Source organism: Paenibacillus graminis, assembly GCF_000758705.1.
GTDB lineage: Bacteria > Bacillota > Bacilli > Paenibacillales > Paenibacillaceae > Paenibacillus_AQ > Paenibacillus_AQ graminis.
Genome location: NZ_CP009287.1, coordinates 4,519,893 through 4,534,548, shown reverse-complemented (window position 1 = coordinate 4,534,548; position 14,656 = coordinate 4,519,893). Strand labels below are relative to the sequence as shown.

Here is a 14,656-nt window from a genome sequence, read left to right as displayed (position 1 = left end):
TTTATCCATCCTTCAAAAAGTCATTTAGCCTTTATTGTACAACATTTAACCTTGCGGCTACAAACAAAATGGTTGCAAAGCTGCGACTATTCTCATTTTGCCCCATTACACCGGAGCGTATAATATTTCCACCCTATATCGGGAAAGCAAAGTGAATTATGCGGCAATGAAAAGAATTAGCAGCCGTTGTAAATCTGGCGCTTTCATCAGTGATTGTGTATGATCGGATTATATTTGGAATGGAGGCGGAAGGGGATGTTTGACCTCTCAGAGCTGTATTATCCGATTACGGCCAACCCGGCGGGTGCCAGTGAGTTTCTGCCTAGTAAGGCATTGCGGCCTTATATCCGCTGCTTCTGGGGCAGTGCGGCTCTGCAGCAGGCAGGTGCATTCGAAGCCAAGACGCCCCGTGTTGAGACAGCATCCCTGATTCAGGGGCCGGAAGTGATTATACCGGATACCTGCATGGATATTATATGGGAATGGGATGCGGCTACAGGTGAAGCCGGAGGGATGTTTTGCGGAATCAATGATGCCCCGTTTGAAACTGGACAAGCTGATCAGCCCGCAGTCCAACTATATTTTGCCATCCGGTTTCATTTCTGGGCCGTGCATTTGTTTGCGGATGAGCATCTCAGGGATGTGCTTAATGTACACGTTCCGGTCGAGCAATATTTCGGGCTATTCTGCAGCGAATTAGGCCACAGGCTTCAAGCTTCGCGTACATTCACAGAATGCATCGCTGCGGCAGAAAATTATCTGCTGAGGCGTCTGGACCGGAGGAGCGGAGGAGGCTCTGACAGCATGATGAATGCCGTCTACAGTATTCTTAAACATAGAGGTGTGGTTAATGCCAAAGAGCTTGAGAACAGTGCAGGGGTGAGCAGCCGGCAGCTGGAGAGGCTTTTTCGCGAATATATCGGCCTTACGCCCAAAAAGACTGCGGATCTGGTACGGTTTCAAAATGTATGGCTGGACCTGTATCTGTCGCCCCCGCCTCACAAGGCAATGCTGGATATGGTTTACGATTACCGTTACACCCACCAGTCCCATATGATCAACAGCTTCAAGAGATTCGCCGGAAAAACGCCGCTGGAGGCTTTGGCCTATGCCCGGAGGTAGATGTCGTTTTTTTGCAATACAATAATTCCACTAGCATGTACACTATGTTCAGCGGGCCAATGTGCAGCTAAGAAAATAATCTTGAAGGAGAGCGGACAGATGATTTCTTCATTCGAAGGTATTAACCTGTATACAAAGGATACGGCTGCTTTGGCAAAATTTTATGCGGACCTGCTTGGGGTTCCGGTGCCTTTTGAGGGATTTGGCAATTATGACGGGGCGAAGATCGGTTTTGACAAGGGACAGCCGGGGCTGATTATTTGGGATGAGAACAAATGGGGCAAGCACACTACAGGTGTTGTCAATCTGGTGTTCTCTTGCAGCAGCCTGGATGAGACTTATGAGCAGCTGAAGGCGGGAGGGCTGGACTGCCAGCCGCCGGCCACCATGGAGTATGGGGGCAAGGAAATGAATTTCCGTGACCCGGACGGCAATGGGATTACTCTCCTGGAAGGGGCATATTGTTGAACCCATAACCACGCCAGCAGATGATCACATCGAAGCAGTGAACGCGGGCTCTATCCGGTTGATAACCGGGGGGACGTGTTTACTGCTTTTTTGATATTGACAATGAGAATCATTATCAAATAGAATGAGGTTAGCATTATATATACATGACATATTTCTGCGCGAATTTCTACATGAATTTCTACAAGAATTCCGGCTTGCATTTTGGCGTGCATTTCGGAGTATTGGATTGAATTATCGGACATATTAAATGTTTACTTTGGGAGGAACCTATACATGGCTAAGGTGCTTGTAGCATATGCCAGCTTGACTGGCAACACGGAGGAAATGGCTGAACTGATTGTGGAAGGCATACGCCAGGCAGGCGGTGAGGCTGTGCTGAAATCGGTCACTGACTGCAATGCGGATGAGATCAAAGCCTATGAGGGCGTGCTGCTCGGTGCATATACCTGGGGGGATGGCGAGCTGCCGGATGAATTCCTGGATTTCTACGAAGAGATGGATGAGCTGGATCTGACAGCCTGCAAGGCAGCAGCCTTTGGCAGTGGAGATACAGGCTATGAAATATACTGCGGTGCCGTGAATCAGATCGAAGAGAAGCTGCGGGAGCGCGGGGCAGAGATTATTCAGGAAAGCCTGAAGATTGAATACGGACCTAATGCTGCAGAAAAAGAAACCTGCCGCAGCTTCGGCCGCCAATTTATCGAAACCTGCGCGGCGGTATCTTGAGAATGGGCGGCGCGGCGGGGAGCAGGACAGCGGGGAGACGCGAAGCACCGGCCGAACAATACAGCCGGCTGAATGATTTCCGAGTGGAGCATATTATGCTGGGCGGAGCGGAGGCTGCCGGCAGCGGAAAGCCGTCCACCGGTCTTCCGCGCTGGAGGCAGCAGGTGCAGTATGCGGTAGGGCATACGCTGAATGATTTCTATAGTCTCCAGCCGGAGGTGCGGAGGGAAACGCCAATCCAGTTCCTGCTGGAACGCCGCTGGCCTCCCAAAGGGATTGCTTTTCCTTCATTGATGCACTATTGGGAGGTTAAGACGGCGATCACCGATGAGCTGATGCGAAGAGCCAGTATCAATCACCTGCAGGAGATCCCGGTGCTGCTCTATGAGCAGTGGCATGTGCCGTTGCCGGAGCTGGACATTGAGCTGGCGATGATTTTTCAGCTGGCCTGGAACTCTGCAGTCCCGGGCCGCTGTCTCAGCATTCAGAAATTTATGGTGAGCAGTAATGACGAGGTTATCACCGGGTTCCTGCATATGGCGAATGTATTTTGCCACCGGGCCTATGGAATGCCAGCGGAAAAGGTAGAAATTTATTCGCTGCTGGACGGGCGCCAGCATATTTTTGATGGAGCGGGAATTCCGCTCCGGGAATCCCTCGATTATGTGCGGCTGCTGTCCGTGTTCCTGAAGCAGGAGGAGTCGGCCGCACGGATGCTGAAATACGGAGAACGCAGGAGTGAGCAGGAAGAGCTGGTTCAACGGGGGTATGGCCTGATGTAAGTAAATGGTGGCAGCTGGGGTGCAGCTTGACTTGCCAGCGTACTGCCGAGGCGCTATGGTTAGAGCAGGGGGTGTTCGTAACCATGCCGGAACCGATCAAAACGTATAATACCGCTGTGGAAGCCACGCTTGAGGTGATTGGCGGCAAATGGAAGCCGGTGATCCTGTTCTTTCTTACCTTCGGCAAAAAGCGCAACGGAGAATTTATAAGCCTGATGCCCGTCATCACCCAGAAGGTGCTTACGCAGCAGCTCCGGGAGCTGGAAGAGGATGGGGTCATCAAACGGACCGTATACAATGTGGTTCCGCCCAGAGTCGAGTATGAGCTGACCGATTACGGCTGGAGCCTTAAGGAGATCCTGCATTTGATGTGCAGGTGGGGCGATGCCCATATTGAGCGGGTCTACGGGGATCAAGCCGCCGTACTGGCCCAGCCGCAAACGAAAGAATAAAGAAGCCTGGGCCTATAGAAGGGCCAGGCTTTTCCCGTTGTAACAGCGGTGGCAAGGAGATGCAGGGAAGTGAGCTGAAGTGAGTTGAAGCGAGTTGAAGTGGAATTAGAGAGACATAGTGAACTTGTTCGAAGCGAATTTACCCGTACAGGTGCTGATGGGTCGGATTAAGTCATCCTTAGTGGGAAAAAGGATCACTAATCGAACACAATTTGGCTTATGGAAGTTCCTATGTGGGAAAAAGTACTACTAATTTGGCTGAAAGTGTATGGGATGAATATGTATGAATTAAGTGTACCAATTCCAACATAAAACTTCTGCAGCGGGGATTTCAGCTAATTAGTTATACTTTTTCCACGTAACTAGGCCGGACAGCCCGGAAACAACGGCAGAAAAGCCGTTGTTGAAGCACCGCAGGCCGGTGAGCCCGGAAACAACGGCGGAAATGCCGTTGTTGGAGCGCCGCAGGCCGGATAGCCCGGAAACAACGTCAGAAATGCCGTTGTTGGAGCGCGGCAGGCCGGCAGGCCTGGAAACAACGGCAGAAATGCCGTTGTTGGAGCGCCGCGAGCCGGATAGCCCGGAAACAACGGCGGAAATGCCGTTGTTGAAGCACCGCAGGCCGGATAGCCCGGAAACAACGGCGGAAATGCCGTTGTTGAAGCGCCGCGAGCCGGACTGCCCGGAAACAACGGCAGAAATGCCGTTGTTGGAGCGCGGCAGGCCGGATAGCCCGGAAACAACGTCAGAAATGCCGTTGTTGGAGCGCGGCAGGCCGGATAGCCCGGAAACAACGTCAGAAATGCCGTTGTTGGAGCGCGGCAGGCCGGATAGCCCGGAAACAACGTCAGAAATGCCGTTGTTGGAGCGCGGCAGGCCGGATAGCCCGGAAACAACGTCAGAAATGCCGTTGTTGGAGCGCCGCGAGCCGGATAGCCCGGAAACAACGGCGGAAATGCCGTTGTTGAAGCACCGCAGGCCGGTGAGCCCGGAAACAACGTCAGAAATGCCGTTGTTAATGCACCGCAGGCCGGACAGCCCGGAAACAACGGCGGAAATGCCGTTGTTGGAGCGCCGCAGGCCGGGTGTCCTTGTTTCGGACCCGTCTGGGTGATGTTGTCTGAATATAGAATTTATCTATTCTCCGCTATAATTTATCCTTCTATTTCTCGCTGAAATGGCACCTGAAAGCGATACTCTGTATCACTGCTTCGGAGCCATAGGCTCATTAAAAAGAACGGTGAAGCCGTTTCTGCTTGGAAACGGAGGTTAAAAAAACGCGCGGCCGCTATTCGGCTCCAAGCCAGATATTCGCAAGAGGACTGATGTTGTTGGTTACGGGATCACTTTCCGGCTGCGGAGGTCCGTAAATATGCTCACAAACATCGCTTCGGTATCGATGAACTCATGGAATCCGAACCGCCGCGCCTTACTCCCGTCCGCAAAAAAATCATAATCCCAAGAAAATACAAAATCCCCGAACCCCCATGAGGACACATCGCGGTAGCTGTTCGGCTCCAGGCCGTATTTCTTCACCATCCCGTTCCATAGCGGCTCTTTGTCCTCCATGACTACTGACAGGGACATGGGCAGCGGAGGGGCCGTCTCCAGCCCGAAAAATGCGGCAAGCTTCGGCCAGAGCTCGTCCCAGCGGAACAGATCGCCATTCGTAATGTTGAATGCCTGATTGGCGCAGCGGCTGTCGGTTGCTGCCCAGACGGTTGCCTGGGCCAGCAGGCCTGCATCCGTCATTTCCAGCAGACTATGGTAGGCGCCGGGCTTCCCGGGGAATCGGAGCGGAAGTCCGAGCTCCTTCGATATAGATGCATATACTGCAATCACCATGGCCAGATTCATCGGATTGCCGAGTGCAAAACCGCAGACCACAGAAGGCCGGATCGCCGTCCATGTCCAGTTTTTGCCTATCTGGCGCTGCTCCAGGAAATTCTGCTGATCGATATTGAACTCCGGCGGCATGTGATTCGCATCCGTCTCCCGGGCCGGGGTCTTGAAGGGGCCCAGGTGGGCACCATATACTTTATAGCCCTGCATCAGGCTGATGTGCTGCAGACTGCGGGCAATGGGCTCAACAGCTTCTACGGCGTTCACAAGCATGGCCAGATTCGGAGGCACCAGCTCCGCCCAGGTGGGGCGGTCCTGATAAGCCGCATAGAAGATATGCGTCACCTCCGGCAGAGTCCCCAGCTTCAGCCGGGATTCGTCTGGGTCGAGCAGATCGGCGGCGATATAGCGGACACGGCTGGTGTTCACTCCGCCCCGGCGGGAAACTCCGATAATATCCCATTCAGGAAGCGTAGCCAGGTGCCCGATCAGATTGCGCCCGATCACACCGTTCGCTCCAATAACCAGTGCGGTTTTGCGCTGTGCAGTATTATTAGGATTCATAAGCAGGTTCTCTCCTTCAACTTGGGTATGCCATCATTATGTCTGCTGGGCCAGGGGATGAATAGTACGCACTTTGGGGTTATATAGGCACCTTAAAGTAACAATACATAGAGTAGCCTTTAAATAGAGTGACCTAAATAATGAGTGACCTAAATAAAGTGTGACCTTAATAATCTAGCCCCATGTCCAAGGAACCAAAAAGCCCAAAGCGCAAAGCGCAAAGCCCAAAACGCAAAGCCCAAAGCGCAACCCCCAACCCCCAAAGCCCAAAGCCCAAAGCCCAAAGCCCAAAGCCCAAAGCCCAAAGCCCAAAGCCCAAAGCCCCAACCCCAACCCCAACCCCAACCCCAACCCCAACCCCAACCCCAACCCAAAAAGCACCCTTCCTTAAGGCGCGGACGCCAAAAGAAAGAGTGCTGTACAGATTGTAATACTCCTTAGCCGGTATAACGGTAGTAATCCTGTTTGTTCAAAATAACAAAGCCGCAGCTTTCATACAGTCTCAGCGCATTCGGATTATCGAGTGCAACCTCCAGGTTGACGCCATTGTAATTGTGCCGTTCCCGTTCAATCGTCTGCAAAAGTGCGCTCCGGCCGATGCCCAGCCCGCGCAGGTTCTTGTCCACTGTGAACCCGTAGATCCAGGTTTCGTTGTCCTCCGTCCACAGCCGCATCTTGCCGGCGGGTTGTCCGTTCATTTCGATAATGATCTGTTCCTGCTGATTCTCGTTCATCTGCTGAGTGTACATTTCGGCGGCATCTTCTTTGGACATGTTAAACCCAGCGCAGTCCAGCTCAACAAGAATATCCGCTTCATCCTGACGTGCAGGCCGCAGGATTACGGCCCCTGCGGCTGAACTGGCTTCCGGCGAACCTTGCGGTACAGAAGACCCGTCCCATTTCATCTGATATTCCGCATGGTTGAATGCCAGGGGCAGGGTCTTCAGAAAACCTGCCGCCGAGGCTGAACTGGCCGGAGCATTAAGCAGCAGCGTCCTGATATTATTACGCTTGATAATGCTCTGTGCCCGCTCCCAGAGCGAGGTGAATATTCCTCTGCGGCGGTACCCCGGCCGCACCATGCCGCAGATTTCCATATCTCCTGCGAATCCGTATAGTCCTATAAAACCTACCAACACTTCTTCTTCATAGATGACCAGCCATTCCGCTCCCCCGGATTCCGGAGACAAGCGCAGCATGTCCCAGTTCAGCTTCAGGCTGATGCCTTCGTATTGCTCGCAGCGCTGCTGCAATTCCTCTATATCCTTCAATGTATCAGCGGTAGTCAAACGCATATCCTCCTAAAAGTTACTATGGTCCTATAGACCATTCTCAGCTGCTGCTGAGCACATCCCCGTATTCCTCATGCTTCTTGAACTGATGGGCAGCATAAGGGCATTGGGGCACAATCTTAACCTGCTCTGCCCGGGCTTTATCCACAACCGCCCGCACGAGCTTCTCACCGGCACCTTGGCCGCGCAGATCTTCTGAGACAAAGGTATGGTCGATAACCCAATTTCCCGTTGCTTCATCCGTTCTGTATGTAATCTCGGCAAGGTCCTTACCGTCACCAGCTATATAAAATCTTCCTTCTCCCTGTTCAATCGATTCCATATTCTTCACTCCAATCTAATATAGTGACTATATTTTACTACCCTGATCTGGAAAAAGCGAGAAGGCGAACTTGCAGTAGATTGTAATTAAGCCGCATCTGTATAACTGGATAAGTAAGGTGATTTAGAATAACTTGCGTATGCTCCGTGAAATGCCATAATATTAAAACACTATCGCTGTGATGAATAGAAGTTGCATCAGGGGGAATGGCCATGGAATATGAGGTTGAGATTGAGTTTGAGCCGGTATATGAATTAGTGAGCAGCATACATACGTTTATATGCAAGAAATCCAATAAAAAGATGGATCTGGGCACCTCCTGGTCTGCTGAAGTAGCGGGCAAGCTTAGCCCGGAGCTGTTGTCCGCTCTGGAGGAGACGGAGCTCGGCAATGACTGGAAGCTGCTGAATCTGCTGATCTATCAGTGTCCTGTGAAGGAAAGCGTAGACATTGTCCTGGACTGGCTGGAGCGCTTGCCGGTAGGAGAGATTTATGAGACGCTTGCGGAATACGTCAGCGTGTTCCCGGTGCAGATGGATCATTTCCGCAGCCGTATGCACTTTCTGCTGTCCGAGTGGAACCGGCAGTATTTCAGGGGCACTAGCCCTGAGATCATCGGCAAACTGCGGCAGCATGCGGACAAGCAGAGACTGGAAGCGGACAAGAAAGCAGTATCCGATTTTGTGAACAGGACAACGAACGGTTTTTATTTTCTGCCGGGAGACGGACTGCGCAAGCTGGTGCTGATTCCGCAGTTTCATTTTCAGCCTGCCAATATTATCTACAGCTTCGGTCCGCTGACAATATGCCATTATGCGGCGAGAGTCTCAGTAACGGATGAAGAAATATCGCCTTCGATGTACAGGACTCTGCGCAGCCTGGGGGAGAAGAGCCGTCTGAAGATCCTCCAATCGCTTGGCGGCGGGCGCAAAACCTTTACCGAAATCGCCAGGCAGGCCGGAATCTCCAAGGGGATTGTTCATGACCATCTTTTCAGCCTCCGATGTGCGGGCCTCCTTCATGCCTACATCGAAGGGGAGAACGTTACCGCCTATAGTCTGCGCCTGGAAGGAATCCACCGGATGAATGAGCAGCTGCTTGAATATTTGCAATAACTTCCGGCCCTCCGGCATCATAACAAGTCAAAGTATTCTCTGCAGAAGAGAAAGCTTTGGCTTTTTATGCTGCGGTTTTTCCGGATGAATTCTGTTTACAGAGAAATTTAGTGAAGTTCTCTCTTTACAGAACCACAAACTTTTCCTATAATGTGAACTATCGGTCTTAAACATACTTAGTGGGTAGGAATTATAAGTTTTATTCATTTTGGAGAGAAGAGAGATGATTGTATGAGAAAAAGTACGCTCGTATTGTCTACACTGCTGATTGCCGGTTCCATGCTGCTCGCAGCCTGCTCGGACAACAGCAGCAATTCTGCATCAGGCAACACTCCGGCGTCTGCAACTGCTGATCCGGGTACAGCCGGAACTGAGGCGCCGGCATCACCGGCACCAGTGCCTGCGGGTGCGCTGAGCGAGCCTTTTACAGCAGCGGATTTATCCAAGCTTCCGGCTGTCGCCCAGAACCGCACGGATACGATTATTGTCGGCCTGACCGATCCCAGCGGCGCATTTACGCCTTATTTTCAAGAGAGCGGCTATGACGGCAACGTATCTTCCCTGCTGTATGCCTCCCTCGTAACGGTGGATGACAAAGGTATTCCTGCACCCGAGCTTGCCGAGAGCTGGGATGTATCGGATGATCAGCTTACATACACCTTCCACTTGCGGAAAGGCTTGAAGTTCAGCGACGGCTCGCCGCTTACCGCGGATGATGTGGCTTTTACCTGGTCCATTCAATATGACAAAGCCTATGACGGCGGCTCTTCTGTGCCTTCCATGAACGTAAAAGGCGGCAAAGCCTATAAAGAAGGCACGGCCAAAACAGTTGAAGGCATCAAAGTCATCGACCCGCAGACGATCTCGGTAACATTGGAGAAACCAAATGCTACAGCGCTGGTGACACTCGGCTCCAATGTGCTCTCCAAAGCTTATTACGGCAAGGACTATACGTTCGGCCACCTGGAATACATCAAAAAGCTGCACGAGCATCCGCTCGGCGACGGCCCCTACAAGCTGGAAAAATTCCTGCCCGGGCAGGAGGTGCGCTTTACAGCCAATGAAAATTACTTCAAAGGCAAACCCAAAACAGAGCATTTCATCTATAAAACCTCCGAAGGCGATGTGTGGCAGTTCCTGGAGACCGGAGAGGTCGATTACGCCTCCTTCAGCGCCACGGATGAAAATATTGAGAAGCTGAAAGCACTCGGATTTGTAAACATCATTCCATATACACCCAGCAACTACGGCTACATGCAGGTCAATCTGAAGCATGAGCAGCTGAAGGATAAAGAGGTCAGACAGGCAATTATGTACGGGCTGGACCGCCAGAGCATTTACGTAGATGCTGCGCAGGGAGCGGGCTCCATAGCCAATATTCCGGCTTCTCCGATCTCCTGGGCCTATACCGAGGAAGGCATCAATCCTTACAAATATGATCCGGAAAAAGCCAAACAGCTGCTGGATCAAGCCGGCTGGACTGTTGGCGCAAACGGAATACGCGAAAAAGCCGGCAAACCGCTGACGATCCATTATCTCGGCTCCAAAAGCAAAAACACCGATATTTTCATCGCTGTAGCCAAGGAGAACTTTGAAGCGCTGGGTATTGAATTCCAGCCGGAGGTTTTTGCCGACTTTAACTCGCTGGTGTCCAAGGTAGAAGGCGGAGATTACGATCTGGTATCCTTCTCTACCAGTATGCTGACTGATCCGGCAGACGGGTTCATGCAGTTCTTTGACGGAGAGATCACTGACTATGACAATCCGAAATTTCTTGAACTGTACAACAAAGCGCTCGCTACCACCGATATTGAACAGCGCAAAGCCGTCTACAAGGAGCTGTACCAGCTTTTCAATGATGAACTGCCGATACTTTTCACCAGCTACAAAAAAACAGTCTATGCCTACAACGGGCGCATACAAAATTTGACCGTCAGCCCGTTCATCGGACTTGCCGGCAGCCTTCCGGAGTGGACACTGAAATAACTACACGTTCGTCCCCTGCTTAGCTGTAACGGGCAGGGGACGACTTATAAGGAGCGGCGCATGAGTACCTATCTGACAAAAAGACTGCTGTACATGCTCATCATTCTGTTTGCGGCGTCACTGCTGATCTTCGTCCTGTATGCATCGACGCCGGGCGATTTCATTACGGGCAATATTAAGCTGACTGCGGAGCGCAAAGCAGAACTGCGGGAAATCTACGGCTTGAACAAGCCGGTGCTGGAACGTTACGGCATCTGGATGAACCATGCTTTTCACGGGGATTTCGGGTATTCGCTTGCCCAGCAGAAGCCGGTGCTTCAGTTGTTTAACGATTATATCTGGAATTCTTTTTTGCTGGCCGCCGTGTCTACCTTTCTAACCTGGGTAATTGCGGTCATTGTTGGCGTGATCTCGGCCTATAAGCAGTATTCCTGGTTCGACACGCTGGTAATGGTGGCTATCTTTGCCGCAATGTCGCTGCCGTCCTTTTTTATCGGCTTGTTCCTGATCAAGATTCTGGCGGTGGATCTGAAGTGGCTCCCGCCGGGCGGGATGATTACCACGGGCAGCCATGCCGCGGGGATGGCCTATCTCAAGGAAGTGGTGCGGCATATGGCGCTTCCCGTCGTGGTGATGACTCTGCTTGGCCTGGGTTCATTAACCCGTTATTTCCGCAGCAATATGATTGACGTGCTGAAGCAGGACTATATCCGCACCGCGCGGGCCAAAGGGCTGAAGGAGCGGAAGGTGCTGTTCCGCCATGCGCTGCGCAATGCCCTGCTGCCGGCCATTACCCTGGTCGGCTTCGAGCTTCCGGCACTGTTCGGCGGTTCGCTGATCATTGAGCAAATCTTCAACTGGCCGGGGATCGGCCAGCTGTATATGAAATCCTTCGGGCTGCGGGATTACCCGCTGCTCATGGGCTTTACGATGTTTATTGCCATTCTGACCGTTATCGGAACGCTGCTCTCGGATATTCTGTACCGGGTTGCCGATCCGCGCGTCCGGTTATAGGAGGGAGATGCCGTTATGACAGTTGACAGCAGGTTGGCCGGGCTGCGCGAGCCGCAGGTACAGAGGTTAAAGTCCTCCCTGTTCAGACAGTCTTTGAAAAGGCTGATGAAAAACAAGCTCGCTGTAGCAGGTTTTGGAGTGGTTGTGTTTATGTTTGCTTTATGTTTTATCGGCCCGTTCTTTTCGCCTTATGCGGATAACAAAATCAATATGGCAATGATGAACAAAGCGCCGAACCTGCAGCATTTGCTGGGGACCGATGCCTTGGGCCGGGACATCCTGACCCGGGTGATGCAGGCCGGACGGATTTCACTGACTGTAGGTCTGGCTTCCATGGTGCTGTCCGTGTTCATTGGCGCTCTGCTGGGGGCGGTTGCCGGTTATTACCGCGGCATAGCAGATCAGATTATTATGCGGATCGCCGACCTGCTGATGACGATACCCGGCCTGCCGCTGCTGTTTATCTTCGGGGCGCTGCTCTCGGAATGGAAGGTTCCGACAGACTACCGGATGTATATCGTCATGCTGATGCTCAGCATTGTGAATTGGCCGGGACTTGCCCGGATGGTACGGGGGCAGATGCTCAGCCTGCGGGAACGGGAATTTATGCAGGCTGCTGTTGTGCTGGGCCTGCGCGACAGCCGGAAGCTGTTCCATCATCTGCTCCCGAATGTAGTCCCGCTGCTGATTGTCATGGCTACACTGAACATCGGCGGAGCGATTCTCAGCGAATCGGTGCTCAGCTTTTTCGGGCTGGGCGTCATGCCGCCTACGCCGACCTGGGGCAACATGATTGACGCGGCGAACAATATGATTGATTTTCAGGATCATCCATGGCTGTGGATTCCTCCGGGCTTGTCCATTTTTGCCACAGTGATTGCCATTAATATATTCGGTGACGGCCTCAGAGACGTGCTTGATCCCAAACAGAAGAGGTAGGTGGCCAGCAGCTGATGAAGCATTTAATGAAAATTGAAGGACTAAACACCGTTTTTCATACAGAAGAAGGAAAAGTGACCGCAGTGGATAAAGTAAGCTTCCAGGTCCGCGAAGGAGAGACGGTCTGCATTGTCGGTGAATCCGGCTGCGGAAAAAGTGTAACTGCCATGTCCATAATGGGGCTGGTGGAAGCGCCAGGCGGACAGGTGAACGGAGGGCGGATTGATTTTGCGGGGGAAGATTTGCTGCGGCTTGACAAGAATACACTGCGTGCTATCCGGGGCAATGAAATCGCCATGATTTTTCAGGAGCCGATGTCATCGCTCAATCCGGTCATGAAGATCGGGGAGCAGATTATGGAGCCGTTGATGGTGCATATGAAGCTGACCAAGAAACAGGCGCGTATCCGGGCAATCGAGCTGATTACGCAGGTGGGCATTGCGCGCCCTGAGCAGATTTTTGGCAGCTATCCTCATGAGTTAAGCGGCGGGATGCTTCAGCGGATCATGATTGCCATTGCCGTCTCCTGCAACCCGAAGCTGCTGATTGCCGACGAGCCGACCACCGCGCTCGATGTGACCATCCAGGCCCAGATTCTCGATATGCTGCGGGAATTTAAAGAAAGCGGCGGAATGTCCATTCTGCTGATTACCCATGATCTGGGAGTTGTTGCTGAAATGGCCGATTATGTGATTGTGATGTATTCGGGCCAAATCGTTGAAGAGGGCGGGGTTGTGGAGCTGTTCAATCATCCCAAGCATCCATATACCCGAGGGCTGCTGAAGTCCAAGCCGGTGGTAGGCCAGCGCCTGGAGGAGCTGTATTCCATTCCGGGTCAGGTGCCAAATCCGCTTACACTTGAACCCTCCTGTTATTTCCATGACCGCTGCGAGCATTGTATGCCGGTCTGCCGCAGCCGCCAGCCCCTCTTAAAGGAGCTGGGCGGCGGACAAAAGACAGCCTGCTGGCTGTACGAGGAGGCGGAAGTCCATGTCTGACGCACTGCTTGAGGTTAGGCATCTGAAGAAATATTTTCCGGTCACCCAGGGGCTGCTGAACCGCACCGTTGGGCATGTGAAGGCCGTAGATGACATTAGCCTCACACTTCAGCCGGGCGAAACCTTTGGGCTGGTCGGAGAATCCGGCAGCGGCAAAAGCACGGTCGGCCGGACGATTCTGCGTTTGACCGAGAAAACGTCCGGCGAGGTGAAGTTCAAAGGAGCAGACATTCACAGCCTCTCCCCTGCAGAGCTCCGGCTGCTGCGGCCGCGGATGCAGCTGATCTTTCAGGACCCGTACAGCGCACTCAATCCGCGTGTGCGGGTAGGCGATGCGATCGGCGAAGCCCTGCTGGACCATGGTTTATGCTCCAAACATGAAGTGCGGGAGCTGGTTCTGGAATCGCTAGCAGCCTGCGGGTTATCCTCGTACCACATCGACCGCTTCCCGCATGAATTCTCCGGCGGACAGCGCCAGCGGATCGGAATCGCCCGGGCGCTGATTTTGAACCCGGATCTCATCATTGCCGATGAGCCGGTATCGGCGCTGGATGTGTCGATCCAGGCCCAGATTATCAATCTGTTCAGCAAGCTGCAGCAAAGCAAGGGCCTGGCCTATTTATTCATCTCCCACGATCTTAGTGTAGTCGAGCATTTATGCTCCCGGATCGGGGTCATGTATCTCGGTTCCATGGTCGAGACGGCTGCCCGGGACGAGCTGTTCCATAACCCGCTGCATCCCTATACCAAGGCTCTGCTCTCTGCGGTGCCCGTTCCGGTTCCGAGGCTGAAAAGGGAACGGATCGTCCTGAAAGGGGATATTCCCAGCCCGGCGAATCCGCCCTCCGGCTGCAAATTTCATACCCGCTGCCCGTTTGCCGTAGAGGTGTGCAAAGCAGAGAACCCCGTTTTCCGTGATGCCGGAGGCGGACATTTTGTGGCTTGTCATTTGGCTTGATTCAAATAAATCCGGCTCAAAATTGAAAATTTCCTTTTTTTGACTTGCCATATCAGCAGTGCTATACTGATTC

Annotated in this window: 15 protein-coding genes; 12 read left to right on the top strand and 3 right to left on the bottom strand. The window is 52.7% G+C overall.

Translation table 11 applies throughout. The features are described 5' to 3' along the window. Positions 1 to 255 precede the first annotated feature (255 nt). The 6 genes from PGRAT_RS19435 to PGRAT_RS33885 all read left to right on the top strand — a co-directional run bounded on the left by PGRAT_RS19435 (position 256) and on the right by PGRAT_RS33885 (position 4,667). Positions 256 to 1,122 (top strand): helix-turn-helix domain-containing protein, encoded by an 867-nt coding sequence (locus tag PGRAT_RS19435; protein ID WP_025703125.1) that lies wholly within the window; start codon positions 256 to 258, stop codon positions 1,120 to 1,122. A 99-nt stretch (positions 1,123 to 1,221) separates the two neighbouring features. Continuing rightward, on the top strand, positions 1,222 to 1,590 hold the full coding sequence (locus tag PGRAT_RS19430) for a VOC family protein (protein WP_025703123.1): 369 nt from the start codon (positions 1,222 to 1,224) through the stop codon (positions 1,588 to 1,590). 276 nt (positions 1,591 to 1,866) lie between these two features. Continuing rightward, the gene (locus PGRAT_RS19425) at positions 1,867 to 2,319 is read left to right on the top strand and encodes a flavodoxin (RefSeq protein ID WP_025703121.1); all 453 of its coding nucleotides are present in this window, start codon (positions 1,867 to 1,869) and stop codon (positions 2,317 to 2,319) included. A gap of 2 nt (positions 2,320 to 2,321) precedes the next feature. Then, positions 2,322 to 3,101: a hypothetical protein gene (locus PGRAT_RS19420; protein ID WP_025703119.1), complete on the top strand. Its 780-nt coding sequence runs from the start codon at positions 2,322 to 2,324 to the stop codon at positions 3,099 to 3,101. Positions 3,102 to 3,184: 83 nt separating this feature from the next. After that, on the top strand, positions 3,185 to 3,553 hold the full coding sequence (locus PGRAT_RS19415; RefSeq protein WP_025703117.1) for a winged helix-turn-helix transcriptional regulator: 369 nt from the start codon (positions 3,185 to 3,187) through the stop codon (positions 3,551 to 3,553). A gap of 400 nt (positions 3,554 to 3,953) precedes the next feature. Then, a complete protein-coding gene (locus PGRAT_RS33885; RefSeq protein WP_042267067.1) occupies positions 3,954 to 4,667 on the top strand; it encodes a hypothetical protein in 714 nt (237 codons plus the stop codon). 221 nt (positions 4,668 to 4,888) lie between these two features. Here the strand turns inward: PGRAT_RS33885 and PGRAT_RS19405 are convergent, their stop codons facing one another. The 3 genes from PGRAT_RS19405 to PGRAT_RS19390 form a co-directional block, all read right to left on the bottom strand. Then, a complete protein-coding gene (locus PGRAT_RS19405) occupies positions 4,889 to 5,959 on the bottom strand; it encodes an SDR family oxidoreductase (RefSeq protein WP_025706742.1) in 1,071 nt (356 codons plus the stop codon). 437 nt (positions 5,960 to 6,396) lie between these two features. Continuing rightward, on the bottom strand, positions 6,397 to 7,248 hold the full coding sequence (locus PGRAT_RS19395; protein ID WP_025704781.1) for a GNAT family N-acetyltransferase: 852 nt from the start codon (positions 7,246 to 7,248) through the stop codon (positions 6,397 to 6,399). A gap of 43 nt (positions 7,249 to 7,291) precedes the next feature. After that, positions 7,292 to 7,573 (bottom strand): GNAT family N-acetyltransferase, encoded by a 282-nt coding sequence (locus PGRAT_RS19390; RefSeq protein WP_036704156.1) that lies wholly within the window; start codon positions 7,571 to 7,573, stop codon positions 7,292 to 7,294. 212 nt (positions 7,574 to 7,785) lie between these two features. Between PGRAT_RS19390 and PGRAT_RS19385 the strand changes: the two genes are divergently transcribed. From PGRAT_RS19385 to PGRAT_RS19360, 6 genes are all read left to right on the top strand, one after another. Beyond that, on the top strand, positions 7,786 to 8,688 hold the full coding sequence (locus tag PGRAT_RS19385) for an ArsR/SmtB family transcription factor (protein WP_025704779.1): 903 nt from the start codon (positions 7,786 to 7,788) through the stop codon (positions 8,686 to 8,688). Between the two features lie 231 nt (positions 8,689 to 8,919). Beyond that, a complete protein-coding gene (locus tag PGRAT_RS19380; protein ID WP_025704778.1) occupies positions 8,920 to 10,674 on the top strand; it encodes an ABC transporter substrate-binding protein in 1,755 nt (584 codons plus the stop codon). 60 nt (positions 10,675 to 10,734) lie between these two features. Then, a complete protein-coding gene (locus PGRAT_RS19375) occupies positions 10,735 to 11,688 on the top strand; it encodes an ABC transporter permease (RefSeq protein WP_025704777.1) in 954 nt (317 codons plus the stop codon). A 15-nt stretch (positions 11,689 to 11,703) separates the two neighbouring features. After that, positions 11,704 to 12,627, top strand: coding sequence for an oligopeptide ABC transporter permease (gene opp4C / locus PGRAT_RS19370; protein ID WP_025704776.1), 924 nt, complete (start codon positions 11,704 to 11,706; stop codon positions 12,625 to 12,627). 14 nt (positions 12,628 to 12,641) lie between these two features. Then, positions 12,642 to 13,625, top strand: coding sequence for an ABC transporter ATP-binding protein (locus tag PGRAT_RS19365; RefSeq protein ID WP_025704775.1), 984 nt, complete (start codon positions 12,642 to 12,644; stop codon positions 13,623 to 13,625). Next, on the top strand, positions 13,618 to 14,583 hold the full coding sequence (locus PGRAT_RS19360; protein ID WP_025704774.1) for an ABC transporter ATP-binding protein: 966 nt from the start codon (positions 13,618 to 13,620) through the stop codon (positions 14,581 to 14,583). The genes PGRAT_RS19365 and PGRAT_RS19360 overlap by 8 nt, the downstream gene beginning before the upstream one ends. Positions 14,584 to 14,656 lie beyond the last annotated feature (73 nt).